The following is a 26389-nucleotide window of genomic DNA, read 5'->3' on the forward strand; positions in this document are numbered from 1 at the left end:
AAATAATAACTAAATTCTATATAGAATAAAAATCATAAAAAATTATTTAGGAGGAATTTGGTCATGGGAAAAATAATAGGAATTGACTTAGGAACAACAAACTCTTGTGTAGCAGTATTAGAAGGTGGAGAACCACAAATAATAACTAATGCAGAAGGTATGAGAACTACTCCATCAGTAGTAGCATTTACTAAGGACGGAGACAGAATAGTAGGGGAGCCTGCAAAAAGACAAGCTGTTACAAATGCAGATAGAACTATAATATCAATAAAAACTCACATGGGAACAGATTACAAAGTTAATATAGATGGTAAAGATTATACACCACAAGAAATATCAGCTATAATCTTACAAAAATTAAAAGCAGACGCAGAAAGCTACTTAGGGCAACCTGTAACTGAAGCTGTTATAACAGTTCCAGCATACTTCACAGATGCTCAAAGACAAGCAACAAAAGATGCAGGTAGAATAGCAGGACTTGATGTTAAGAGAATAATAAATGAGCCAACTGCTGCTGCACTTGCTTATGGTATGGATAAGTTAGACCAAGATAAAAAAATATTAGTATTTGACTTAGGTGGAGGAACATTTGACGTTTCAGTTCTTGAAATAGGAGATGGAACTTTCGAAGTTTTAGCTACTGCTGGTAACAACAGATTAGGTGGAGATGACTTTGACCAAGTATTAATAGACTACTTAGCTGAAGAATTCAAAAAAGCTGAAGGTGTAGACTTAAGAAATGATAATATGGCTCTTCAAAGATTAAAAGAAGCTGCTGAAAAGGCTAAAAAAGAGTTATCATCAACAATGACAACTAATGTAAACTTACCTTTCATAACAGCTACTGCTGAAGGTCCAAAACACTTAACTATGGATATATCAAGAGCTAAGTTTGATGAGTTAACTGCTCATTTAGTAGAAAAAACTATGGAACCAACAAGAAGGGCATTACAAGATGCAGGTCTTTCAACTTCTGATATAGATGATGTATTATTAGTTGGTGGTTCTACAAGAATACCAGCTGTTCAAGAAGCTGTTAAGAAATTCATAGGAAAAGAGCCACACAAAGGATTAAACCCAGACGAATGTGTTGCTGCAGGTGCTGCTATACAAGCAGGTGTATTATCTGGAGATGTTAATGATTTATTACTTCTAGATGTTACTCCATTATCATTAGGTATAGAAACTATGGGTAACGTAATGACTAAAATAATAGAAAGAAACACTACAATACCAACTAAGAAGTCACAAGTATTCTCAACTGCTGCTGATAACCAAACTGCTGTTGATATACATGTTCTTCAAGGTGAAAGAAGTATGTCATATGATAACACTACTTTAGGTAGATTCCAATTAACTGATATACCACCAGCTCCAAGAGGAATACCTCAAATAGAAGTTACTTTCGATATAGATGCTAACGGTATAGTTCACGTTACTGCTAAAGACTTAGGAACTGGAAAAGAGCAAAAAGTTACTATAACTTCTGGAACTAATTTAAGTGAAGAAGAAATAGAAAAGAAAGTTAAAGAAGCTGAAATGAATGCTGAAGCTGATAAGCAAAAGAAAGATAAAATAGAAGCATTAAACCAAGCTGATTCAACTATATACCAAACAGAAAAAACTTTAAATGAATTAGGTGACAAAGTAAGCGCTGAAGATAAGAGTGCTATAGAAGCTGCAATAGCTGAACTTAAGGCAGTTAAAGATAAAGAAGAGTCAACAGGTGAAGAAATAAGAAAAGCTATGGATGAAGTTATGAACAAATTCCATAAGGTTTCTGAAATGATGTATCAACAAGCACAAGCTGAGGCTGGGGCTCAGGGTGGCGAAACTGGTCAAGGTGCTCAAGACGATAACGTTGTAGATGCTGACTTCACAGAAGTAAATGACGAAAAATAGGTTACGAAAATATATAGTTTAATATATAATAGAAAAGAGTATCTTTTCATAAGTAGATAGTTATATACTAATACTTAAAAATAATAATAGCTTGTAGTATGATATTCTACAAGCTATTATTTTGTAATAATAAAGGTGGTGACAAATAATGAGTGCTAAGAGAGATTATTATGAGGTGCTTGGTGTAGATAAAAGTGCCGATGCTCAAGCCCTTAAAAAAGCATATAGAAAACTTGCTATGAAGTATCACCCAGATAGAAATCCTGGTGATAAAGAAGCAGAAGAAAAATTCAAGGAAATAAATGAAGCGTACGAAGTATTATCAGATGATAGTAAAAGACAAATGTACGATCAATTCGGACATGATGGTGTAAACGGTCAAGGAGGATTTGGTGGCCAAGGAGGATTTGGTGGTCAAGGATTCGGTGGATTTGAAGATATATTTGGTGACATGTTTGGTGATATATTCGGAGGTGGATTTAGCAGTGGTAGAGCCAGAAGAAGAGGTCCAGAGCGTGGAGCAGATATAAAACAAAGTGTTAGTATAAGCTTTGAAGAAGCTGCATTTGGAAAGAAAGTATCTGTAAAGATAAATAGAAGTGAAGAGTGCGAAGAATGCCATGGAAGCGGAGCTAAGCCAGGAACATCTAAGAAAACTTGTCCAACATGTAATGGTACTGGAGAAGTTAGAACTGTTCAAAGAACTCCATTTGGTAATATAGCATCAAGTAGACCTTGTAGTGCTTGTAATGGAGAAGGTGAAGTTATAGAATCACCATGTCCAAAGTGTCACGGTAAGGGATATAATAGAAAAGTTAAGACTATAGAAGTTGATATACCAGCAGGTATAGATGATGGACAAATGATAAAATTATCAGGTCAAGGTGAAGTTGGATCTAAAGGTGGACCAAGAGGAGATTTATATATAATAGTTAATGTTAAACCTCATCCATTATTTACAAGAGAAGGAACTGACATATACTTTGATATGCCAATAACATTTGTTCAAGCTGCATTAGGAGATGAAATAGAAGTTCCAACACTAGATGGAAAAGTTAAGTATACAATACCAGAAGGAACTCAAACTGGAACTGTATTTAGACTAAGAGAAAAAGGTATACCAAGACTTAGAGGTAACTCAAGAGGTGACCAATATGTTAAGGTTATAGTTGATACTCCTAAGAAATTAAATGAAAAGCAAAAAGAAATACTAAGAGAATTTGCTAAAGAATGTGGAGAAGATGTTCACGAAAAGAAAAAGACTTTTGGACAAAAAATAGAAGACATGTTTAAAAGAAAGTAATTTATAAACAAGTAAATATAACAAAAGATAAAAGAGACATAGTTTAAACTATGTCTCTTTTTTTTAAAATGTACACATTTCATAATATAATTTAAAAAATTATAGAATAAAATTTACTCATTTTTTAATCTTTATAAATATATTCTCTTGTCATACTTATTTCATTATTAACACCTTTGCTCATTAAGATCTGATGTAGGTCTATAACTCCATTATTAAAACAAGCAGCACAAGAAGAAAGGTATAAGTCCCACATTCTTACGAATTCTTCATCAAACATATCCTCTACAACATCTCTTTGTTTATCAAAGTTTTTATACCACTCAACTAAAGTTTTAGTATAATGTCTTCTTAAACTTTCAACATCTAATGTATAAAAATTATATTTAGGAAGTAAGTCTATAATTTCACGTAGTGAAGGAATAACTCCACCTGGGAATATGTATTTTCTAATCCAAGCATCGCCAGGAGATTCAACTAAACCACTTATATAATGTAATAAGAATAACCCTTTAGGTTTTAATACACTATTTACATTTTTAAAGTATAAATCATAGTGTTCACGACCAACATGTTCTAACATACCAACACTTACAATTTTATCAAACATCATACCAGATGTTTCAAGATTTCTATAGTCCATAAGTTTTACTTGTAAATAGTCTTGAAGTCCTTCCTCTACTATTCTTTCATTAAATCTTTTATATTGTTCCTCACTTAGTGTAATACCAGTTCCTTTAATTTTATATTTCTTAGCGGCTTCTATAAGAAGATATCCCCAACCACATCCTATATCTAGTAAAGTTTCACCTTCTGATAGATCTAATTTTTTTAAAATATGATGTATTTTGTTCATTTGAGCTTGGTATAAAGTATCATCATCATTTTCGAAGTAAGCACAAGAATAACTTAAAGTATCGTCTAGCCAAAGGCTATAGAAATCATTTCCTATATCATAGTGAGAACAAACCTCTAATTTTTGATTCTTTTCATTTCCTGCTTTATGGAATAGTTTTGATAATTTTGCAAAGTTAGTATGAAAATGTTCTTTTTGACAGCTAAATAAAGCATCTAAGACTAGTAGTAAATCACCATCAATATCAATATCTTTTTTCATGTATGCTTCCCCTAAAGCTAACGATGTACTATTTAATAAATCTTTTTTACTAATTGGCTTATTAAAGTAAACCTTAAACTTAGGCTCATCTTGCCCAATTAAGAATTCTTCTCCATCCCAAAGTTTTACCTCAAATGTACTTGAGTCAAGTTTTGAAAGAAATTCTTTTATAAATATTTTGTCTATGCTGTTCATAATAATTTTTCACCTCTATAAAAACCATACCCAAAAATTACCATATGAAAACAAAATATTATATAAAAAATAGAAATATATTTAAATACATTCCTATTTTTTTAATTTTATATAGATATTATCGCTAATGTTTGAAGTTGGGTAAATATACCCTGAGAAAGGTCTGAGATAGTTTTTTTATTCATATCCATCTCCTTTAAAGCCAGGAATGTTATGAATGCATTTAATAAAACTTTTTCATAAATATAAAAGTATGTATATTTATCGTTTAAATACTCTTTATTTCTTATAGATTCATTTATAAGATTAAGTTCATCAACTGTAGCATGAGTTACTGCCATAACAGTAGTTGAATCTATATTTTCATCTTTTACTGATTTAAATTTTTGAAGTGAGAAAGTATTTAAATCTACTAAAACTTTATGTATATCTTTAAAATTTTTGTCTTTTAATTCATCCTTAGTTTTTATTAACAACATATTAGAACGGTTTGTTATATCATCTATTTTTTCCTTATAAAATCCAAGTAGTGAATTTAATTTTATATTGTCTTCTATTTCTTTATTACCATCTTTAAGTTGCAAATTCTTATATTTATCTGATACTTTTTGTATATCTTTAAATAACTTTAATCTCTCAAATCTTTCCATAATAAACCCCCTTAAGTTGTTATTATATATACTATATAGTATAAATCATTGGAAATATATAATAAAGAAAATGTTTTTTTAGATTGTATTTTCAATTGAAAAGGAATTTATTTTTAGAAAAAAATAAATAATTTAAATTTTGGTAAAAAAATTAATAATATAAGATAGAATTAAATTAAGGTAGCATTTATAATATAATTAAGTTAAAAAATTACCATGTTATAATTAGATTTACTAAGGAGGAGAAGCATGTATTTTGTAGGAGTGGATATTGGAGGAACAGGAATACAAGCAGGGATAGTTAATGAAAATGGTGAAATACTTTTTAGAAAAGAGTGTAAGACTAATTCTTTAGATGGATTTGAAAATGTTATGAATGATATAGAATACTTAGTGAGGGGATTACTAAAAGAAAATAATTTAGATATGAGAGATATAAAGTCTATAGGATTTGGTGTACCAGGTTTTATAAATAAACAAGGTATGGCAACTGCTGTAAACTTAGGTTGGAAAGACGTTAATTTTATAGAGTCTTTAAAAAATAAATTTAATGAGATTGATGTATATGCTGAAAACGATGCAACAGTTGCAGCATTAGCAGAAGCTAAATCAGGTAGTATGAAAGGAAAAAATTGTGCTGTTATGTATACACTAGGAACTGGTGTAGGCGGTGGAATAATAATAAACGGTAAAGCATTTTCAGGTGCACATGGTATGGGATCTGAACTAGGACATGTTATAATAGGTGAGAATTACTTTGACTGTAATTGTGGAAATAACGGGTGTTTAGAAACCTTTTGCTCGGCAACAGCCATAATAAAGTATGCACAAAGGCTAATAAAAGAAGGAAGAGCAAGTATAATATTAGATATGGCAAATGGTAATGCAGAAGATATAAATGCTAAAATAGTGTTTGATGCTTATAGAGAAAATGATGAAGTGGCAGTAGAAACTATAAATAGATTTAAACTTTACTTATCCAAGGCAATAGCTAATATAGTAAACACATTAGACCCAGATATAATATCACTAGGTGGAGGAGTGTCAAGAGCTAGTGATATTATACTTTCTGGATTAAAAGAATTAGTAAGAGAGCAGCTTGTATTTAAAAACAATGAATTTGCAGACATAGTATGTGCAAATTTAGGAGCCGATGCAGGTATAATAGGAGCAGCATTTTTAAGTTAAAAATAAACATAACTATCTAAAAATAAATCTTAAGAAAAAATATTCTTAAGATTTATTTTTATGTAAATTTTTAAAGGCAATACTTAGGACATAGTGTTTTTAAATTTTTATTTAGAGCTAACATTAAAATAAAGTGATTATACTTTTATTATAAAAACTTTTGCAAAAGGTTTATATCCCAAAATAAATACATAATTAGTAGATAAAATTTGAACAAATATTAAATTTATATAAGATGTCCTAAAAATGACACAATAACGACATAATTGTCCGTAAATTTCGACAATAAAACAAAATAAATGTGTGTTATAATATCAATAGTTAAATGACAAAATTTGGGGGAATAATATGAAAAAATTGAAAAAAAGTATAGCTATAATATTAAGTTCTATAATGATACTAGGAATAACAGGATGTAGTGGAACAAAAACTGAAAAAACTGAAAGTGATGTAAAGTCATCAAGTAAAACTAATTCACATTATCCAGTTACTATAACAACTCATAATTATAAAAAAGAACCAGTAGAAATAACTTTTGAAAAAGAGCCAGAAAATGTTGTTGCTATATATCAAAACTCAATAGAAACTATGTTAGCATTAGGGTTAGAGGATAAAATAAAATTAGCAGCAGGACTTGATCATGAAGTTAAAGATGAATATAAAAAAGCTTTCTCTAAAATAAATTATTCAGACCAATTTGCGCCAGATAAAGAAACTGTATTAATGGAGCAACCAGACTTTATATTATCTTGGCACTCTTTATTTGATGACAAGAAGTTAGGTGATGTTGATTATTGGCACAAAAATGGTATAAATACATATATGGCTCTAAATAGTGGAGTGGCTGAAGAAAGAACCGTTGAAAATGAAATTACAGATATACTAAACCTAGGAAAAATATTTAATGTAGAAGATAAAGCTGAGAAAATAACTGATGAAATAAATACAAAGATAGGTGAAGCATCTAAAAATGTTAAAGGCCAAAAAGAACAAACAACTTTAATAATAGAGTATATGGATGGTAAGATATATACTTATGGGGCAAAAACTTTAGGTGGAGATATGGTAACTAGATTAGGTGGTAAAGTATTAAATCCTGAAGGTGGAAATATTGGAGAAGAAGATTTAATAAAATTAAATCCAGATTCAATATTTGTCGTTTACATGAACAGAGGAGATGAAAAAGCAGTGCAAGAAGAAGTTGATAAAATACTAAAAAATCCTGCTCTTTCAAGCTTAAAAGCAGTAAAAAATAATAGAGTTAACCCTATACCACTAGGAGATATGTATTGCAGTGGGATAAGGACAATAGATGGAATAAATGTATTTGCAAAAGGATTATATCCAAACTTAAATAAGTAGGAGCAACTTTATGGAGAATAGAATGAATCTATCATCAAGTAAGAAAAAATTATTTAAGGAGACACCTATATATATAGGTGTTTCTGTTGTATTATTAGTATTATTATTTTTATCGATAGGATTTGCTGTAACAATCGGTTCAGTAGATATAAGCATTCGAGAAGTTTACACTATTATAATAAATAAGATATTTAATTTAAGTCAAAATGAAGTAATATCAAATGGCGCAGTTCATGATGTAGTATGGCTTATAAGATTACCAAGAATAGTTCTTGCTATTGCAGTTGGAATAGGTTTATCTGTAGTTGGAATAGTTATGCAAGCTATAGTAAAAAACCCATTAGCAGACCCATATATATTAGGAGTATCATCAGGAGCATCACTAGGTGCAACATTAGCCATAATGTTAGGAGTTGGAAGTGTATTTGGTGGAAACTATATTGGGATTGCAGGGTTTATAGGAGCATTTGCAGTATCTATATCAGTCTTAATTATATCTAATATAGGAGGAAGAGCAAACTCTGTAAAATTATTATTAGCAGGTATGGCACTTAGTTCTGTATGTAGTGCATTTTCTAGTTTTATAATTTATATCACAGATGACGCACAAGGTGTGCAAAAGATAACTTTTTGGCTTATGGGAAGCCTAGCTGGTGCTAAATGGGAACAAATAGTATTTATACTTCCTTCTATATTAATTGGGTTAGTATTTTTCGCTACTCAATCTAGAATTTTAAACTTAATGTTACTTGGGGATGAAGTTGCAGTTACACTAGGAACTGACCTTCATAAATATAGACATTTATACCTTATTATAACCTCTCTTATGATAGGACTATTAGTTTATTCGTCTGGGATGATAGGATTTGTGGGTCTTATTATACCTCATATAGTTAGAATGATATTTGGTACAGATCATAAAAAGTTAATCCCAGTAGCTTCTATATTAGGTGCAATATTTATGATATGGGCAGATGTATTATCCAGAAGTATAATAAAAGGAACGGAAATACCTATAGGAATTCTTATATCTATTATAGGCTCACCTTGTTTTGTTTGGTTGATGATTAGAAAGACTTATGGTTTTGGAGGTAAAAGTTAATGCATATAAAAACAGAAGGTGTAAAACTAAGTATTGGTAACAATGACATATTAAAAGGAATAGATATAAATGTTGAAAATAAAGAATTTGTTGGAATAATAGGTCCAAATGGGAGTGGAAAATCCACTCTCTTAAAATGTATCTACAGAAATTTAAAGCCATCTAGCGGAGTTATTATGTTAGGGGATGAAGATTTATCAACTATACCTATTAAGGAGAGTGCTAAGAAATTAGCTGTATTATCTCAACATAACTATTATGATTTTGATTTTAAGGTATATGATATTGTTCTTATGGGAAGATCACCTCATAAAAAGATAATGGAGAGAGATTCTAAAGAAGACTTTGAAATAGTTGATGATGCTTTAGAAAAAGTAGGTATGATAGATTTTAAGGAAAGAAGTTTCAATACTTTATCAGGAGGAGAGCAACAGAGAATAATACTAGCAAGAGCACTTGCTCAACAAACGGATTGCTTAGTATTAGATGAACCTACAAATCATTTAGACATCAAGCATCAATTGCAGTTAATGAGTATTGTAAAAGGATTAAATATAGAAGTAATAGCTGCAATACATGATTTAAATATTGCATTAATGTATTGTGATAAAATATATGTTTTAAAGGATGGAAAAATTATAGCATATGGGACTCCTAGTGAAGTTATGACTAAAGAACTTATAAAAGAAGTTTACGAGGTTGATGCTATAATTAACAAGGATGAAAATGGTAAATTAGTGAGTATTTCTTATAATATATATAAGTAGGTAAATAAATAATATATAAATAAAGTAGTAGTTTTAATAGGATTTAAAACTACTACTTTTATATTTGTAGATATTGTTTAATTATTGTACAAAAGTCAAAATATTCGTTCTTTATAGTTTACTTATACTTTAAAAATAACTTAATAGACTTAAATTATAAAATTTATATTAAATATAAAAAATAAATATATTTTACAGGTTTCATTTTAAATAGAAGAAAAAATTGAAAAAAATAATAAAAAATAAGGTGGATATCTTGAAATAACTAGGTTTTATAAATTAATTTACATGGATATCTATAAACTTATTTTAGTATTAAATATTAGTATAAATTAACAGATAAAATAACACTGATATAAGACTTTAAATCATATAATATCGTTAATTTTTTATTAAATATTTTATCATTAGATGATTTTATACATGAATATTTTTTATAAGTTGTTAAGAGTAAATTATTATCACCTAAGAATGGTAAAAGCTAAAAAAGCAAAAGTTACAGCTTAATTTGACTATAAATTTCATATATAAATTTAATGTTTTTAATAAAATTTATATATGAATATAAAAATAAAAAATGAAGCTAATATTGTAACTATTTTTTACTAATTACTAGTAAAAATAATAGTTAGTAAGTATGATTAAAATAGCTATTTAGGCAAAAATTTATGCTTAAATAGCTATTTTTTAAAAAAAATTTTTTAAAATTTTTTAGCAAAATCTAATGTTTAAGAAACGTTGGAACTTCAATAGATTAAGACTGTTACAATTTGTAACTAATTTGTTACCCTTTTTTAATTTTTGCCTAAAATGGTGTTTACAAATCCTAAAAAGTGTATTAAGATTAATAACAAGTTAAGAAAAGTTACAAAAAAGTAACAAACAAAAGAATATGAATTAAAAAATATGAGATAGTTAATAATATATAATTTTACTTATTAGGAGGTTTTTATGAGTTTGAAAAAGAGAATGAATAAATCAACGATATTGGCATTAGGATTAGTAATAGGTGGGATGTACGCATCAGCTGGGAATATATATGCAGATAACAAAGTGGAAGTAAATTCAGATAAAAAACAAGAAATGAAAATAGAAAACAATGAAATAGTAGTTGCAGATATATTAAATATAAGAAAAGGACCATCTGAAGATGAAGACAAAATAGGTGCTTTAAAAGAAGGTTCTGTCGTAGAAGTATTAGAAACTAAAGATGGATGGGATAAGATAAAACTTTCTGATGGAAAAGAAGGTTGGGTAAGTGGTGAATTTACAGTTAAAGAAAAAGCTAAGGTAAATGTAGATGAATTAAACTTAAGAAAAGGACCATCTACAGATGAAGAAAAGTTAGAAACATTAAAGAATAATACTGTTGTTGAAGTGTTAAAAACAGCAGAGATTAAAGATGAAAATAAAGATACAAAAGAAGTATGGCACCAAGTTAAGTTAGTAGAAGATGAAGCTACAAAATCAGAAAAAGAAGCTTCAAATGATGATAAAAAAGAAGAAAAAACTGGTTGGGTTTCTGCTGAATATGTATTAACAGAATCTCAAGAAAGAAAGCAAAAAGAAGAAGAGGCTAAAAGACAACAAGAATTAGCTCAAATGCAACAATTAGAAAGAGTAGAAAAAGTAAATAATGTAGTATCAAATACTACGTCAGATAGTCCAAAGACTTCAGCAAGTAAATCTAATGTAGTTGAGAAAAAAGAGCCAGTTAAGGAAGAGAAAGCTACATCAAACACTAAAGGGCGTAAACTTACTGTAAATGCAAGTGCTTATTCAGGACATAGCATAACAGCTACAGGAGCTACTCCTAAGTGGGGAACAATAGCAGTAGATCCATCTGTTATACCTTATGGAACTAAAGTTTATATACCTATGTTTGACAAAGTATTCGTTGCAGAAGACTGTGGTGGAGCTATAAAAGGTAATAAGATAGATATATTCATGGGTAGTGAGCAACAATGTACAAACTTTGGTAGACAAAATATAGAAATACAAATATTAGGATAAATATAAATTGAAAAAGCCAAGATTAAATTAATTTAATCTTGGCTTTTGTTTAAATAAAATTTTATAAGTAATTATATATAGACGAAATATAGTAAATCTATTATAGAATGAAAAAATAAGGAGGTACTATATTGATTATCCGATGTTTTGTTATCAATGTGAACAAACATCAGGAAGTAAGGGATGTACTAAAGTTGGAGTATGTGGAAAGACTTCAGAAATAGCAGCACTTCAAGACGTCCTAATGTGCTTCAATACTTAGTAGATACATTTAATATAAGACATATAAGTACGCCAGATAATGACTTAGCAACATTTTTAGGTGTTTTGAAAAAAATAGAAATATAATATATGATTAAACTTAAACAAAAGCCTTCTTTTAAAATATTAAAAAAGAAGGCTTTTATTTTTATTTAGGAAGGTTATATTAGTTATTTGTTTTATTAATTAATGTAAAAATGTATATCCTACTAATTATATATTAGATAAAAGTAGTTTATAAATTAAAAATATAGTAATATAAAGATGACAATATTTTTTTACATATAAAGATTTTAATTTTATAAATCTCTATTGATATTTATTTTAATTTAAATATAGAAACATAGGGGGAGTAAATATGAGCTTTACGTTAGCCATTTGCGATGATGATGTATTAAATATAGGAATATTAGAAAAGCATATAGATAAAATTTTAAAAGAGGAGAGTATAGAATATAATTTGCTTAAATACTCTTGTAAAGAAGAATTATTAAATGACTATCCTAAAAATTTAGATATATTATTTTTAGACATTAAAATTAACGGAATAAGCAGCACGGATATTGCCAGAAAAATAAGGGAAATTGATAAGAATGTAGAGGTAATGTTTACTACGCCAGCAGATTATATTTTTGAAACAAGAGCTTATAGATGCTTAGCTAAGCCTTTAAAGTATGAGGAAATAAGACTTCAGCTTAGAAAGTCTATAAAAGAATATTTAGAAAAACATAGTATAATATCCATACAATCTAGGAAAAAAACTTTAGTATTGCCAGTTAGAGATATACTTTATGCTGAGGTTAGGAAAAAAGAAGTTACAATATATACAGAAGAAAAAACTTATACTATCGAAGCTAGTATGAGAAGATTAGAAGGAAAAGTTTTAGGTTATAACTTTTACAGATGTCATCATAGTTATTTAGTAAATTTAAAGAAAATCCAAGAACTAAGGGAAAAATCTATAATTATAGGAGGATTTGAAATACCTATAAGTAGATCTAAGAATAAAGAACTTAAGATAAGATTAGATAATTTATTTGGAAATTGTTCATGCTAAATAGTATTTGATGAACATGTCTATAGGTAAATTTATTATTAATATATAAATCTAAATTATACTTTAAAATTGCTATTTACATAAAATTATTGAAAATGAAAAGGAAATAAATTGATTTTGATTTTGATTAGGATTATCATATATTTGGTGGGATCTATATGTAAACAACATCGAGATGATTATAAAAAGTATAGATATATTATTTATATTATATAAATTTAGATATTTAATGAAAAATAAAAAAACTTTGAATTAAATAAATAATTATGTGTGTAGAGTTGGGGGAAAATAAATTTTTTAATAATACATATAAGGTAGATTAATAATATCAAAAAAATGCTAATAAATATTAAAGTGTGGGAGAGTATTTTATGAATCTAGCAATTTTGTTTGTAATTTATATGGGGTGTTTTATAATGTGTTTATATATGAGTAATAAATATCAATAAATAAGGGGCAGTATATTATAGTTAAATGTCATAGTAGTTAAAAGGGAATAGATAAAATTATATTATTAGAAAGTTTTAAAAAAAGCAAATAAATTAAGTTAAATACCACTTCAGAGGAATTTTTTTGAAGTGGTATTTTAATTTTAACATATAAAAGGATTAAAAAATATAGTATAATAATTAAAAATAAGAAATCTAATGTAAAAAATTACGAGGAATTAGAATGGATAGCAACAACACAAGCATGAGTGTATTTAATGTTAAATCAATGTTAAAGCGAATGAAGGGGATATTGTTAATAACATTAATAAGTATAATATTTATAACCAAAGTAGAAATGAACCTGTATGAAGAATCTAAAAGAAGTATAAGAGAGTTTAATAGGCAGGTTTCGAATAAAGTATCTATAGATATATACAATGGAATGGAGAAATTAGATTATATAAATAAATATATAAACGAAGATATGAAAAAATACAAAGATAAGTATAATGAAGACATATTTTTAAAAAATATAAATAGAATTAGTAGTGGAAGTTTATTTAAGTACATAGGCATAGTGGGTATGGATGGGTACATAAATATAGGTGATAATGATAAAAAGGTATATGTAGGGGATAGAGAGTATTTTAAAAAAGCCATATCTGGGGGTAACCATGTAAGTAAACTTATAGAAAATAGATTAGAATATGAACTAGATACAGTATATTCAAGACCATTAATTATAAATGGAAAAATCAAAGGAGCAATTGTAGGGATTGAACCTAAGGAGATATTAGATAAAAATTTAGTAAATAATACATTTTCAGATAAAGTAAAGGTATATATTGTTACTTCTAATGGGAACATAGTGTTAGGGTCTAAAGAAAATTTAGGCATGTATAGAGATATAATATTAAAATTAATCAATGAAAAAGGAAATAATGGTATAGATAGTTTTGATGAACATGGGGAAAAAAATGTAATTGCTTATAATAAGGTAAAAAACAGTAACAATTGGTATGCTATATCTATAGTTCCTATAGCAAAAGTATTTACAGGAACACATAGTACAATAAAATTATCTTTATTTACAATTATATTGTCATTATTCTTATACGTAATTATTGGTACTTATGAAGATATAAAAAATAAAAAAGAATTAGAAGAAGCTAGTTATGTAGATTCCTTAACTAATCTTAGAAATTTGTTAAAGTTTAAATTAGATGCAAAAAAGATAATATTAAATAGGGCTAAGGATTATGTTTGTGTAATAGTGGCATTTGATATAAAGAATTTCAAAGCTATAAATGAATTATTTGGCTATGATAAGGGAGATAAGGTATTGAAGATGATAGCTGATAATATAAGAAGTATAGAGTTTGAAAATATTAGTGCAAGAATAGGGGAAGATATATTCACACTATTATTCAAAATAGAGGACGATGAAGACTTTGAAAAAAAAATCGAGTATATAAATAAGCATGTTACAAAGCAACGTTATATTAATAAAAAATTAGAATTAAATACCCATATAGGTGTATTTAAGATGAAAAAGGAATGTATTGAAATTGATAAGGCTTTAGATAATGCAAATAAGTCTAGGATAGAATCAAAAAAAGTAGGAGATAAATTATACTATTTATATAATGATGAACTAGAGTATAAGATACAACAAAAGCTGATAGTAGAAAGGGATTTAAAAAGATCTTTAAAAAATGAAGAATTTGAAATATTATATCAACCTAAGGTAGATATTAATAGTGAAAAGATAGTATCTGCAGAAGCTTTAATAAGGTGGAAACATAAAGATGTAGGATATATATCACCAAATATATTTATACCAATAGCTGAGAAAAATGGAGATATAAATCTTATAGGAAGATGGGTTATAAAAGAAGTTTGCAAAGAAATAAAAAAATGCGAAGTAAATAAAGATAATATAGTTCCTATCGCTATAAATTTATCGAGGGTAGAGCTTTATCAAAATAATCTAATAGATTATATAAGAAATACTATGAAGAGATATGATATTTCACCAGAATACTTAGAATTTGAGATAACAGAAACTGCAGCCTTAAATGATATTGATTATATTAATAATAGAATAAGAGATATAAAAAGCCTAGGTATCAAGGTTTCTATGGATGATTTTGGAACAGGTTCTTCAAATCTAAGCAATTTAAAGAGACTTGATATAGATGTTTTAAAGATAGATAGGACTTTATCAATTGATATAGAAGAAGATGAAAAGACTAAGAGTTTATTAAAGGCTATTATTAATTTAGCCAAGGAGTATAACATCGATGTAGTTTGTGAAGGAATAGAAAGTAGAGAGCAAGTAGATATACTTAGGGAGTTTAGATGTGACATGGTACAAGGGTATGTTTATTATAGGCCATTAGATATATGTAAATTAAAAAAAATTTTAAAAGGAAATAAATAGCTATTTATATAAAAGAGTATTAATATATTGATACTCTTTTATTTTTTATGACAAAGATAGTAGGCTCTTTTAGTTAAACACTTAGTGTTGCCAATTTGAACCAAAAAGAATGTATAATATTATTTAGATAGCTATTAAATAATAAAGGAGGTAAGTATGAAGCACGAGTGGAGAAAAAAAGAAAAGGAATATTACATACCAAAGCAAAAACCGCAGTTAATAGAAATACCAGAGTTTAAATTTTTTACTATAAAGGGGCGAAGTAATCCAAATAGTGAGGAATTTAGTGAAGCTATAGGAGTGTTATATTAATTAGCTTATACAGTTAGAATGATGCATAAAAGTGATAATATACCAGAAGGATATTTTGAATATACAGTATATCCTCTAGAAGGATTATGGGATTTAAAAGAAAATGGAAGAGGGCTAGAATATTTAGATAAAAATGAGCTAATATATACACTAATGATTAGACAACCTAGCTTTGTAAATGATGAAGTATTTAATAGAGCCATGGAAAAAGTAAAAAGGAAAAAGCCACATAGATTATTAGATAAGGTGAAATTTGAAAGTATTAAAGATAGTTTATCTGTACAAATGTTACATATTGGATTTTATGATGATGAGCCTATAACTTTTGAAATCATGCAAAAGTTTTGTGATGAAAATAATTTAAGATTAAGGACTAAAGTTCATAGAGAAATATATTTATCAGATTTTAGAAAGACTGAACCTGAAAAGTTAAAAACAGTGCTTAGATACAAAGTAGAGAGAATATAAAATACATATTTAAAAATAAAAAATAATTTAATAATATAAAATATAGGCATTTAGTTTAAAGCTAGATGCTTTTTGATTGCAATTAAATTACAAATTTAAGTTTAAAAAATTTTAAAATAAAATGAACCGTTTGTTCTATTAAAACATCTAATTAGTGTAAAGCAAAGAAATAGCGCTATAATTTGCAAGGAAAGGTAGGAAGTATATTGAATAAAAGTACATTTATAGAGAAAGTTCTTGAAGCTGAACATACTTTATATCATGTTTCTAAGTCAATCTTGATTTATGACCAAGATTGTGAGGATGCAGTTCAAGGAGCAATTTTAAAAGCTTATGATAAATTGAATACATTAAAAGAAGAGAAGTATTTTAAAACTTGGTTAATTAGAATACTTATAAATGAATGCTATAGTTTAAAACGTAGAGCAAGTAAAGTAGTACCTTATGAAGAATGCATTGAAGTTTACAATGATGATAAAAAAGACTATAGTGAACTATATTTGGCTATTTGTAAATTACCTCCACGAATTCGTATTACAATAGTTCTTTACTATATAGAAGGGTATTGCGTGGATGAAATTAAAGAAATTTTAAAAATACCTTCAGGAACTGTAAAAAGTAGATTATCAAAAGGAAGAAAGCTATTAAAAATAAAGTTAAAAAATATGGAGGTAATTTATGAATAAAAAAAATTTAAATAATATTTTTTTAGATACACCACAAAGTTTTAAAAATATGGTAAGAGATACTTTAGATAACTTACCAGAAAAAAGGGGGAATAGTGAAATGGAAGATAGAAAAGTGTATAAGAAGGTATCGGCTAAAAAAAGGATTATAGCCGCTTTAGTGGCAACTATGGCATTAGGGACAACTGTATTTGCAGCAGGGAAAATGCTTTCTATAGTTGGACACTCTAGTAATATACCAATTTATACTGATATGCCAACAGATAAAGAAGTAAAAGAAGATTTTGGTTTTGAACCGAAGTTAGTAGATAAATTTAGTAATGGATATGTATTTGAAAATGGATACACTACAAATTATGAAGGTATCGATGAGGAAGGAAGTTCACTTGAGAAGTCAAAAACAATAGATTTTGTTTATAAAAATGGCAAGGATAAAATAAATCTTTCAATGCAAGAAGGAATATTAGGTGAAAAATCCAATAGAGAAACAGTGGTTGATACTTATAAAGGTATAGAGATATATTATAATGTATATAAAAATAAGCTTGTACCAGGTGATTATGAAATGACAGAACAAGATAAAAAAGATGAGTTATCTGGTAAATATGTGTTTAGCTATGGATCTAAAGAAATAGAGGTAAGTGAGGTTAAATATTTAAATTGGAAGCAAAATGGTATTTACTATAATTTCCTAGTTAGAGATGGCAATTTATCACAAGATGAATTAGTTAAAATGGCACATGAAGTTATAGATACTAAGTAGAGTTTAAGTTATAATTAAATATGATAATTTATACCTACAATATAATTATATTGTAGGTATAAGACGTTTAATATAAAACTAGGGGGAAATTAAATGCGCAAGAAAATAATTAATACTCTATTTATTATGGGATTTATTTTCTATTTATTGTTTATTTTGTGGAATATTTTGTTTAAATATGTATCTCCATTAGAGATATTCAGTAATGATAGGTTTTTTTCACAGACACTTAATATAATTCCATTTAATGATATATTTAAGGGTAAATTTAATAAAATGGATATATATGGGAATATAATTTTATTTATACCATTTGGGATATATATAAATATGATAATAAAGGATGTAAGGATATCTAAAAGTATATGTATAATAGTTATAATAAGTTTTATATTTGAAATTAGTCAATATATATTAGGTATAGGTGCTAGTGATATAACTGATATTATAACAAATACGATTGGTGGGATTATTGGAATAGGTATTTATACTATCATTAAAAGTATATTTAAATATGATAATAAAGTAAAAAGCTTTATAACTATCTGTAGTACTATAATTATGTTGATTGTATCTATTATATTAATAGGGATATTTATGTACAATTAGATTATAGTAAAAAATATAATAAGTAAAGCTAAGTGTTTAAATATAATATTTAAAGATATAGGTTGTATAGTCTGCTATGACTAAGATGCTTATATCTTTTTTATTTACTATATTTATTAAGCTAATAAAATCTTATTTGATTTAAGAGTAAGTTTAAAAGCTAAAGAAAATTATTGAAGTATTCTCTTAGTATTATATATAATATATATTAAGAAATATAGTTAGAATTATAATGATTAATTTGGGTATAAATTATTATAAAAAGTGAGAATATTAAATAACTTACAGATTCTTACTCAAAATAGGGATATCCATATCAAATTTTAAATAAATAGGAGAAATTAAAATGAGACCAACATATGAACAAGAAGTTAAAGCATTAGAAGAACATTTAAAAGGCTTATCTAAGGAAAAATTAGAAGAATTAGTTTATTTAGTTGACGAAAATACAGATGATAGAATGTGTATAGGTGGAGTTAATTTTTTTAAGGTTGATATTATAAGGATAGTGGAAGCACTTGAAACTAATACAGAATTGTAGGATAGTGTAAAAATGGGAGTGATTTAAAACTTCCTTTTTTATTTGTATTAAAAAATTTTAACTGGGAAAAGAGAGTATATAAGGACATTAAACTTAAAATGATATCATAAGCAATAAAATTTATTTTTATAGAAATTATGAAAAAGGACTATATCTAAGTAGTTATAGCCCTATATAAAATTTAATTAACCACTTAAATTAAATTTTAAGAATATACAATTATACTTCTAAATTCGTTTTATTGCTGATTAGTACAACCATTATTCAGCGATAATTATATTATGTTCTTGAGCTCTAAATTTTTCTACCAATTCTATATCAATGTTAGAATCAGTAATGATACAATCTATACTTTCAAGAGGGCAGACTGTTATAAGTGACACTTCATTAAATTTAGTACTATCAGATAAAACCACAACTTCTTTTGAACAATCTTTCATTTTATTATGTATAACAACTTCATCCATTCTTTGGTCTGTTATACCATTTTCTAAGGAAACGCCACATGTTGTTAAAAACATCATATCCAGATTTATTTTATCCAGTATAAGGGTAGCGAAATCAGAAACAAATGAATTTTCATCAGGGGTAAGTACTCCCCCTGTCGCAATTACAGTGAATCCTTTTTTATCAACTAGCTCATAAGCATTTATTAAAGAATTAGTAACTATTGTAAGGTTATTAAATTTTTTCTTTAGAACCTTAGCAAGCTCATAAGAGGTAGTCCCAGAATCTAGTCCAATTGATTGACCTTCTTTGACTAATTCAGCAGCTTTAAGGGCTATAGATTGTTTCATATCAGAATTTTGTGATTGACGAACTTTAAATGATATATATACATCATCATCATTATCATCAGGTTTTACATCAGATTTAGGAATAGCTCCTCCATGAACTCTATCTAAGTATCCTGCCTCATCAAGATATTTAAGATCTTTTCTTATAGTTTCAGAAGAGGCATTTAATTCTTTTTTTAAATCAGATGTTTTTACTATACCATCAAATTTTAGCTTATCTAAAATTATGGCATATCTTTCTTCAGCTATTATAAATACCACCTCCAGAATAAATTTAAAAATATTGACATCAAAAAATGTTGATTTAATTGGATAAAAATAATTTTAGATTGTATATTTTTGGTATTAATTATAAATTATATATCAAAAATTTATAAAAATCCACTTATTATAGAAAAAAGTAATGGAAAAAGGATAAAAAGCTATAAAAAACAATATAAAAAGCTATAAAAAACAATTTAAAACAAAAAAAAACAATAAAAAACTTGTATTTACAAAAAAAACCAATTATAATTATAACCGTAACAAGAAAAGGGTAAATATATTTAACCTTGAAAACGATTTTATAAAATTAATCATGGAGGTTTAAGATGAACGAAAAAGAATTACAAATAAAAACAAAGTATGCTTGTAATAGGTGGTTTACATTTGCAATTCTTGTACTAGGTGCAGGAACTATATTTAAGCTTAGTTCACTTAAAGATGCATTTTACATACCTATGCAACAATATATGGGATTAAATCATACTCAAATAGGTATGGCCTTATCTACATATGGGATGGTACAAACGGTTGGATTAATATTCTCAATTTATTTAGCAGATAGGTTTTCTAAGAAATATATGATATCTTTCTCATTGATAGGAGTAGGACTTGTAGGTATTTATTTATCAACATTTCCTCCGTATGCAGGATTTTTAGCAGCATTTGCCGTACTTGCTATATTCGGAGAGGTTATTTATTGGCCAGTACTTTTAAAAGCAGTTAGACTTATAGCTACTGAAAAAGAGCAAGGTAGAATATTTGGTTTTTTAGAAGCTGGACGTGGTATAGTTGATACAATAGTAGCATTTTCAGCTTTAGCTATATTCTCAGCAATGGGTGAAAGTGCACAAGGTCTTAAAGCTGGTATACTGTTTTTTTCAGCTGTTGTTATAGTAGTTGGGATAATATCGTTTTTTACAGTTCCACATGATGAAATAAAGGAAGTAAATGAATCAGGCGAAAAAATTGGTAAAAATGCAGCTGCATTCCAAGGCATGATTAATGCTATAAAGATGAAAGAAATATGGGTTGTTGCATTTACAATATTCTCTGTATATTGTGTATATTGTGGCCTTACATACTTTATACCATTTTTAAGTGATGTATATGCTATGCCAGCAACATTAGTAGGGGCATATGGTATAATAAACCAATATGGACTAAAGATGGTAGGAGGGCCAGTGGGAGGATTCCTAGCAGATAAAGTTACTAAATCTACAGCTAAATATATAAGAGCAGCATTTGTTGTAGCAGCAATAGCTATGACAATAATAATATTTTTACCTCATGAATCAATGAGTATATATACTGGGATGAGCTTAACACTAGGATTTGGAGCTATAATATTCACAATGAGAGCAGTATTTTTTGCTCCAATGGATGAAATAAAAGTACCAAAAGAAATAAGTGGTGCAGCGATGTCTATAGGATCTCTTGTAGGGTACTTCCCATCAACATTTGCATACACTCTTTATGGAAGTATGTTAGATAAAAGTCCAGGATTATCAGGATATAAAATGGTATTTATGACAATGGTAGGATTCTCAATTTTAGGATTTTTTATAAGTTCTTACTTAGTTAGAGTTATAAAACGTAAGCAAGCAGAAGATGCAAGATAAGTATAAGAGATATGTTAAATAAAAAATTAAAAAATTTTCTATAACCTGTGGATATATCCATAGGTTATAGAAGTAATTATATATAAAATCATAGAGCATGTATTATTTAAAATAGGAGAAAAATAATATGAAAAATATAAATATAAATGGTTTTAAGAGAAATGGAGAATGGTTTAAAGGAAATTTACATAGTCATACTACAGTTTCAGATGGAAAATTAACTCCACAGGAATCAGTGAATCTGTATAAAGGAAATGGATATGATTTTATGTGCTTAAGTGAGCATGATATATACACAGATTTTAGAGGAGAATTAAATAGTGAAGGATTTATAATATTACCTGGGATAGAATGCTCAAGTGTATTATATGATGAGGATAATCAAAGAAAAAAAATACATCATTTGCATGGATTATTGGGAACTACAGAAATGCAAGAAAAGGCTAAGGATAAGCTTTTCAAACATATGGAAATTTTAGAACCTCTAGTATGGGAAGGTGCTAAAACCGCTCAAGACATAGCTAATCTTATGGAAGCTAAGGGGTGTATATCAACTTATAATCACCCTTTATGGTCAAGAGTAGACCAAGAAGATTTTATAGATACAAAAGGAATCTTTGCTTTAGAAATATATAATCATGGTACAGTATTAGAAAGTAATACAGGATATGATACAACTCATTGGGATACTATGTTGAGAAAAGGAAATAAAGTATTTGCATTTGCATCAGATGATAATCATAATGAAGATTTCTTACCGGATTCATTTGGAGGATGGGTAATGGTTAAAGCTGAATCTCTAGAACATGATAATATAATAAATGCATTAATAAATGGAGATTACTATTCTTCATCAGGTCCTCAAATATATGATTTTGGTATAAAAGATGGAGTTGCATATGTAGAATGTTCTCCTGTAAATCATGTCAACTTTATGTCTGGAAATGCTATAAATGGTGGTTTTTCATATTGGGGAGAGCCTAAAGAAGATAGTATTACAAGAGCAGAGTTTGAGCTAAGAGGAAATGAAACATATATAAGAATAGAATGTGTTGATAAATATGGTAAAATAGCATGGAGCAATCCTATATTTATAGATGATATAAAGTCAAAATAAATGTATTGACATTGAGAGGGAGAAGTATGGAAAATTTGGAACTTTTTTTGAGACAGCTTGCAAGTATCTTATGGGGAAATTGGTTATTATTTACCCTTTTAGCAGTAGGTTTATTATATTCCTTTGCAACAGGATTTGTTCAATTTAAAAAATTTCCGTATATAATAAACCAGACAATAATAAATCCTATGAAGCAAAATTTTAAAGGAGATAAATCAAGTTCTGAGGGGTCTATAACGTCATTTCAAGCAATGTGCACAGCTTTAGCAAGTTGCGTAGGTAGTGGAAATATTATAGGTGTTTCTACTGCACTTGCATCTGGGGGAATAGGTGCAATTTTTTGGATGTGGGTAGCTGCATTTTTAGGAATGGCAACTAAGTTTGGGGAAATTATTTTAGGTATTTTATATAGAGAAAAAAATAATAAAGGTGAATATATAGGCGGACCTATGTATTATATTTCTAAAGGGTTAAATCTACCTATATTAGGAAGTATAACTGCTATACTTATGACTGTTCAAATAATAGGTGGTAATCTTATACAATCTAATACTATATCTAGTGTGATGAAGAATACATTTAGCGTATCTCCATTGATAACTGGTATATTATTAGTTACTATAGTTTTTACCATAGTTTATGGTGGACTTAAAAGATTAGCAACTGTTACTCAAAAAATTGTTCCTATAATGGCTATATTCTACATATTGTTTGGCTCATTTTTAATATTAGTTAATATAGATAAAGTTCCAGGTGTATTAGAGGATATAATTAAAAGTGCATTTACATTTGAAGCTGGTGTAGGTGGTATGGCAGGTCATACTATCAAAGAAGCTATGAGATTTGGTGTAGCCAGAGGATTATACTCAAACGAAGCAGGGGAGGGTTCTGCTCCAGTAATTCATTCGGCAGCAAATGTAAAACATCCTGTAGAACAAGCTATATTTGGTGTTACTGAAGTATTTATAGATACAATTGTAATATGTACCATAACAGGATTGATTTTAGGATGTACAGGTGTATTAAATAGTGGTGAACATCCATCTATTTTAGTAATAAATGCGTTTAAAACAATACATCCATTAATGGGGTATATTGTATCTTTAAGTTTAATTTTATTCTCATTAACTTCTCTTATGAGTCAGTGGTATTTTGGATATGTAGGGCTAAATTATGTACTGGGAGAAACTGTAGCAGTTAATTTCAAATATGTCTTTCCTATATTTAGTATTATTGGAGCATTAGTTAGTATGGATATAGTATGGCTGATACAAGATTGTGCTCTTGGGCTTCTTATAATACCAAATCTTTTAGCATTGATTGTATTAGTTCCAAAAGTAAAAAAAGCCACTAATGAATATTTTGCATAGTATTAACTTAGTAAATTAAATAATATAAGTAAACTTTAATTTTGTGGTAAAAAATAAAATAGTTAAAAATTTAAGCGATTTCAGTATAAATTTAAAGAATGCTATACTAAATTAATAAGTAATAAAAAAGGATAGACTTATTTTGTCTATCCTTTTTTATCAATTTTGATTCTTTAATAAATCCTTAATATCTCTAAGTAGCAAAACTTCCTCAGATATTTGAGGAGCATTTTCCTCTTTAGTTGCAGCCTCTTCTTTTTTTCTAGTAAACTTTAACTTGTTTATAGCTTTAACAAATATAAAAATACAAAATGCTACTATTAAAAAATCAACTGAAGTCTGTAAAAAATTACCTACATTCAAAGTAACGGCAGGAATAGATCCTATAGATTCTTTTAATACTATCTTATACTCTGAAAAGTTTATTCCACCAGTAGCCATTCCTACTATTGGCATTATAATATCATTGACTAAAGAAGTGACTATTTTAGAAAACGCACCTCCGATAACAACACCTACTGCTAAATCTATTATATTTCCTTTAACAGCAAATTCTTTAAACTCATTTAAAAATTTATTCATAATATGACTCCTTATCGAATTATTGATTATACATATTACTATATAATAATAAAACTTACAAGGGGTGAAAAATTAAAATGAAAATCTAAATATAATTATTATAAAATTATAACTATATTTAAGTATACTTTGGCTATGAATTATCCAAAATTAGGATTCTTAGAAAAATAGTGAGGATTACAACTTATTGTAGAAAACTTTTATACTAATTAATAATTAAAAATCATATACTCAATTAGGACATATATATAATAGAGGTGGTATTATATGAAAAATATATTAGTTAGTAAAATTAAAATAACATTAAATCTATTAATTTTAATAATTTCTTTATTATTAGTGGGGTGTTCTAAGGCTGAAGAAAAACCTAGAGAAAAAACAAGTACTAAGTCAAATGTATCGGTAGAAGTCATGGAGGCAGCTAAAAAAGAAGATAAAGAATCAGCTAGAAAAACAGGTAAAGATTTGAAAATAACTAAAGACAGTAATGAATTAAAAGAAAAGACATTATTTATAGAAAAATCTTATGATACTTCTAAAGAAGGTATAGATGAGTTAAAATCAAAATCTAAAAGCAGTAAAATATACACAAATACGCAAATAGAAGGAAATGTATTATTATTACTTGAAACTGACGGAGCCATAAAAAATATACGAGTACATGAGTTAGGTGAAGAATTTATGGATGTAGGAGTTGATATAGATGCATACTTAGAAAAATATAGTGAACTTAATTATATAGAACTTGAGGATGTAATATTAGATAAAAATAATTCAATAATAATAAGACTACATGAACCAGAAACTATACCAAACTATTGCATAACTTGGACTGATGAATTAGGTAATAAAGGGTACTATGTAGTAGCTTATGGATTTAATAAAGATGGAACAGAGATAGAAAGAGAAACAGTAAAAATAAATGTAGATAATAGTAAAAATGAAGATTTAAAACCTACTGAAAATATGACAAATAAACTATCAGAAGAAGAGGCTATTTATCTAGTTAAAGATAAATTAATAGGAGAAGGGTTGAATGCAAAAATTAAAGTAGATCATATAGAAGGTAATAATTATGTTATACAAGTTTATGAACTTGTTGAAATAGAGGGAGAGGGTTCACATATAGCTACTCTAGGATGGTATAATGTAGATATGTATACTGGGGAAATTACAAATTTATTTTAATATATCATTTATAAATTTACTTGTAAATATAAGTAAATATCTTATGGAAAATTTGAGAGTATATTTATATAGTAGATGAATATAAAAATGTTCAAATTACCTTTAAAAATATGACTATTGAGGAGATAAGTCTAGAAATACAGAGGGAGGTGGACATGAACTTGCTATTTGCAAGAGCTCTGTATAACTTCAAGGGGGGAAGTTTAATCTATTTTGACATGTAATATCTGTATTATTTTTTAGTGAAATTATGTAACTAAATATGGGATATATTATCTTATA

The 26389-nt window shown here is 27.5% G+C and carries 24 protein-coding genes; 20 read left to right on the plus strand and 4 right to left on the minus strand.

What is annotated here, in order from left to right; genetic code table 11:
- Positions 1 to 63: 63 nt before the first annotated feature.
- Positions 64 to 1902 carry a molecular chaperone DnaK gene (dnaK, locus tag ABCP60_RS00505; RefSeq protein ID WP_166504912.1) on the plus strand — a complete coding sequence of 613 codons (1839 nt, stop codon included), beginning with the start codon at positions 64 to 66 and terminating at the stop codon, positions 1900 to 1902.
- 148 nt (positions 1903 to 2050) lie between these two features.
- Complete coding sequence (dnaJ, locus tag ABCP60_RS00510) at positions 2051 to 3205, plus strand: molecular chaperone DnaJ (protein ID WP_166504913.1); 1155 nt, start codon at positions 2051 to 2053, stop codon at positions 3203 to 3205.
- A gap of 124 nt (positions 3206 to 3329) precedes the next feature.
- On the opposite strand, the gene ABCP60_RS00515 is transcribed toward dnaJ, so the two are convergent.
- On the minus strand, positions 3330 to 4517 hold the full coding sequence (locus ABCP60_RS00515) for a cyclopropane-fatty-acyl-phospholipid synthase family protein (protein WP_092927158.1): 1188 nt from the start codon (positions 4515 to 4517) through the stop codon (positions 3330 to 3332).
- A gap of 107 nt (positions 4518 to 4624) precedes the next feature.
- On the minus strand, positions 4625 to 5167 hold the full coding sequence (locus tag ABCP60_RS00520) for a hypothetical protein (RefSeq protein ID WP_343101022.1): 543 nt from the start codon (positions 5165 to 5167) through the stop codon (positions 4625 to 4627).
- A gap of 249 nt (positions 5168 to 5416) precedes the next feature.
- Between ABCP60_RS00520 and ABCP60_RS00525 the strand changes: the two genes are divergently transcribed.
- The 14 genes from ABCP60_RS00525 (at position 5417) to ABCP60_RS00590 (ending at position 19170) form a co-directional block, all read left to right on the plus strand.
- Positions 5417 to 6355: an ROK family protein gene (locus tag ABCP60_RS00525; protein WP_343101023.1), complete on the plus strand. Its 939-nt coding sequence runs from the start codon at positions 5417 to 5419 to the stop codon at positions 6353 to 6355.
- Positions 6356 to 6703: 348 nt separating this feature from the next.
- Positions 6704 to 7717, plus strand: coding sequence for an ABC transporter substrate-binding protein (locus ABCP60_RS00530; protein WP_343101024.1), 1014 nt, complete (start codon positions 6704 to 6706; stop codon positions 7715 to 7717).
- Between the two features lie 10 nt (positions 7718 to 7727).
- A complete protein-coding gene (locus ABCP60_RS00535) occupies positions 7728 to 8819 on the plus strand; it encodes an iron ABC transporter permease (protein WP_242871347.1) in 1092 nt (363 codons plus the stop codon).
- Positions 8819 to 9586 (plus strand): ABC transporter ATP-binding protein, encoded by a 768-nt coding sequence (locus tag ABCP60_RS00540; protein WP_271892027.1) that lies wholly within the window; start codon positions 8819 to 8821, stop codon positions 9584 to 9586. Before ABCP60_RS00535 ends, ABCP60_RS00540 begins: the two co-directional genes overlap by 1 nt.
- Positions 9587 to 10537: 951 nt before the next feature.
- A complete protein-coding gene (locus tag ABCP60_RS00545) occupies positions 10538 to 11599 on the plus strand; it encodes an SH3 domain-containing protein (protein WP_343101025.1) in 1062 nt (353 codons plus the stop codon).
- A gap of 142 nt (positions 11600 to 11741) precedes the next feature.
- Entirely contained in the window at positions 11742 to 11861 is a 120-nt protein-coding gene (locus tag ABCP60_RS00550; protein ID WP_330405563.1) for a hypothetical protein, read from the plus strand.
- A 357-nt stretch (positions 11862 to 12218) separates the two neighbouring features.
- Positions 12219 to 12917, plus strand: coding sequence for a LytTR family DNA-binding domain-containing protein (locus ABCP60_RS00555; RefSeq protein WP_343101026.1), 699 nt, complete (start codon positions 12219 to 12221; stop codon positions 12915 to 12917).
- Between the two features lie 672 nt (positions 12918 to 13589).
- On the plus strand, positions 13590 to 15791 hold the full coding sequence (locus tag ABCP60_RS00560) for a GGDEF domain-containing protein (RefSeq protein WP_166504928.1): 2202 nt from the start codon (positions 13590 to 13592) through the stop codon (positions 15789 to 15791).
- A gap of 156 nt (positions 15792 to 15947) precedes the next feature.
- The gene (locus ABCP60_RS00565) at positions 15948 to 16103 is read left to right on the plus strand and encodes a hypothetical protein (protein ID WP_330405564.1); all 156 of its coding nucleotides are present in this window, start codon (positions 15948 to 15950) and stop codon (positions 16101 to 16103) included.
- 21 nt (positions 16104 to 16124) lie between these two features.
- Positions 16125 to 16571: a GyrI-like domain-containing protein gene (locus tag ABCP60_RS00570; protein WP_330677986.1), complete on the plus strand. Its 447-nt coding sequence runs from the start codon at positions 16125 to 16127 to the stop codon at positions 16569 to 16571.
- A gap of 206 nt (positions 16572 to 16777) precedes the next feature.
- The gene (locus ABCP60_RS00575; protein ID WP_092927140.1) at positions 16778 to 17257 is read left to right on the plus strand and encodes an RNA polymerase sigma factor; all 480 of its coding nucleotides are present in this window, start codon (positions 16778 to 16780) and stop codon (positions 17255 to 17257) included.
- The gene (locus ABCP60_RS00580) at positions 17250 to 18020 is read left to right on the plus strand and encodes a hypothetical protein (protein WP_195928300.1); all 771 of its coding nucleotides are present in this window, start codon (positions 17250 to 17252) and stop codon (positions 18018 to 18020) included. Before ABCP60_RS00575 ends, ABCP60_RS00580 begins: the two co-directional genes overlap by 8 nt.
- Positions 18021 to 18113: 93 nt before the next feature.
- Positions 18114 to 18629 (plus strand): VanZ family protein, encoded by a 516-nt coding sequence (locus ABCP60_RS00585; protein WP_092927136.1) that lies wholly within the window; start codon positions 18114 to 18116, stop codon positions 18627 to 18629.
- 346 nt (positions 18630 to 18975) lie between these two features.
- Positions 18976 to 19170, plus strand: a complete 195-nt coding sequence (locus ABCP60_RS00590; protein WP_092927134.1) for a hypothetical protein — start codon at positions 18976 to 18978, stop codon at positions 19168 to 19170.
- Positions 19171 to 19430: 260 nt separating this feature from the next.
- Here ABCP60_RS00590 and ABCP60_RS00595 read toward each other — a convergent pair whose 3' ends face one another.
- Entirely contained in the window at positions 19431 to 20228 is a 798-nt protein-coding gene (locus ABCP60_RS00595) for a DeoR/GlpR family DNA-binding transcription regulator (protein ID WP_092927132.1), read from the minus strand.
- Between the two features lie 329 nt (positions 20229 to 20557).
- Between ABCP60_RS00595 and ABCP60_RS00600 the strand changes: the two genes are divergently transcribed.
- From ABCP60_RS00600 to ABCP60_RS00610, 3 genes are all read left to right on the plus strand, one after another.
- Complete coding sequence (locus ABCP60_RS00600) at positions 20558 to 21850, plus strand: MFS transporter (RefSeq protein WP_166504931.1); 1293 nt, start codon at positions 20558 to 20560, stop codon at positions 21848 to 21850.
- A 127-nt stretch (positions 21851 to 21977) separates the two neighbouring features.
- The gene (locus tag ABCP60_RS00605) at positions 21978 to 22967 is read left to right on the plus strand and encodes a PHP domain-containing protein (protein WP_343101027.1); all 990 of its coding nucleotides are present in this window, start codon (positions 21978 to 21980) and stop codon (positions 22965 to 22967) included.
- Positions 22968 to 22993: 26 nt separating this feature from the next.
- A complete protein-coding gene (locus ABCP60_RS00610) occupies positions 22994 to 24337 on the plus strand; it encodes a sodium:alanine symporter family protein (protein ID WP_343101028.1) in 1344 nt (447 codons plus the stop codon).
- Positions 24338 to 24496: 159 nt separating this feature from the next.
- Here ABCP60_RS00610 and mscL read toward each other — a convergent pair whose 3' ends face one another.
- Entirely contained in the window at positions 24497 to 24919 is a 423-nt protein-coding gene (gene mscL, locus ABCP60_RS00615) for a large-conductance mechanosensitive channel protein MscL (protein WP_343101029.1), read from the minus strand.
- A gap of 267 nt (positions 24920 to 25186) precedes the next feature.
- Between mscL and ABCP60_RS00620 the strand changes: the two genes are divergently transcribed.
- Positions 25187 to 26107 carry a hypothetical protein gene (locus ABCP60_RS00620; RefSeq protein WP_195928305.1) on the plus strand — a complete coding sequence of 307 codons (921 nt, stop codon included), beginning with the start codon at positions 25187 to 25189 and terminating at the stop codon, positions 26105 to 26107.
- Positions 26108 to 26389 lie beyond the last annotated feature (282 nt).

The organism is Romboutsia sp. MSSM.1001216sp_RTP31141st1_G3_RTP31141_220114 (genome assembly GCF_039031195.1).
Lineage (GTDB): Bacteria > Bacillota > Clostridia > Peptostreptococcales > Peptostreptococcaceae > Romboutsia_C > Romboutsia_C hominis.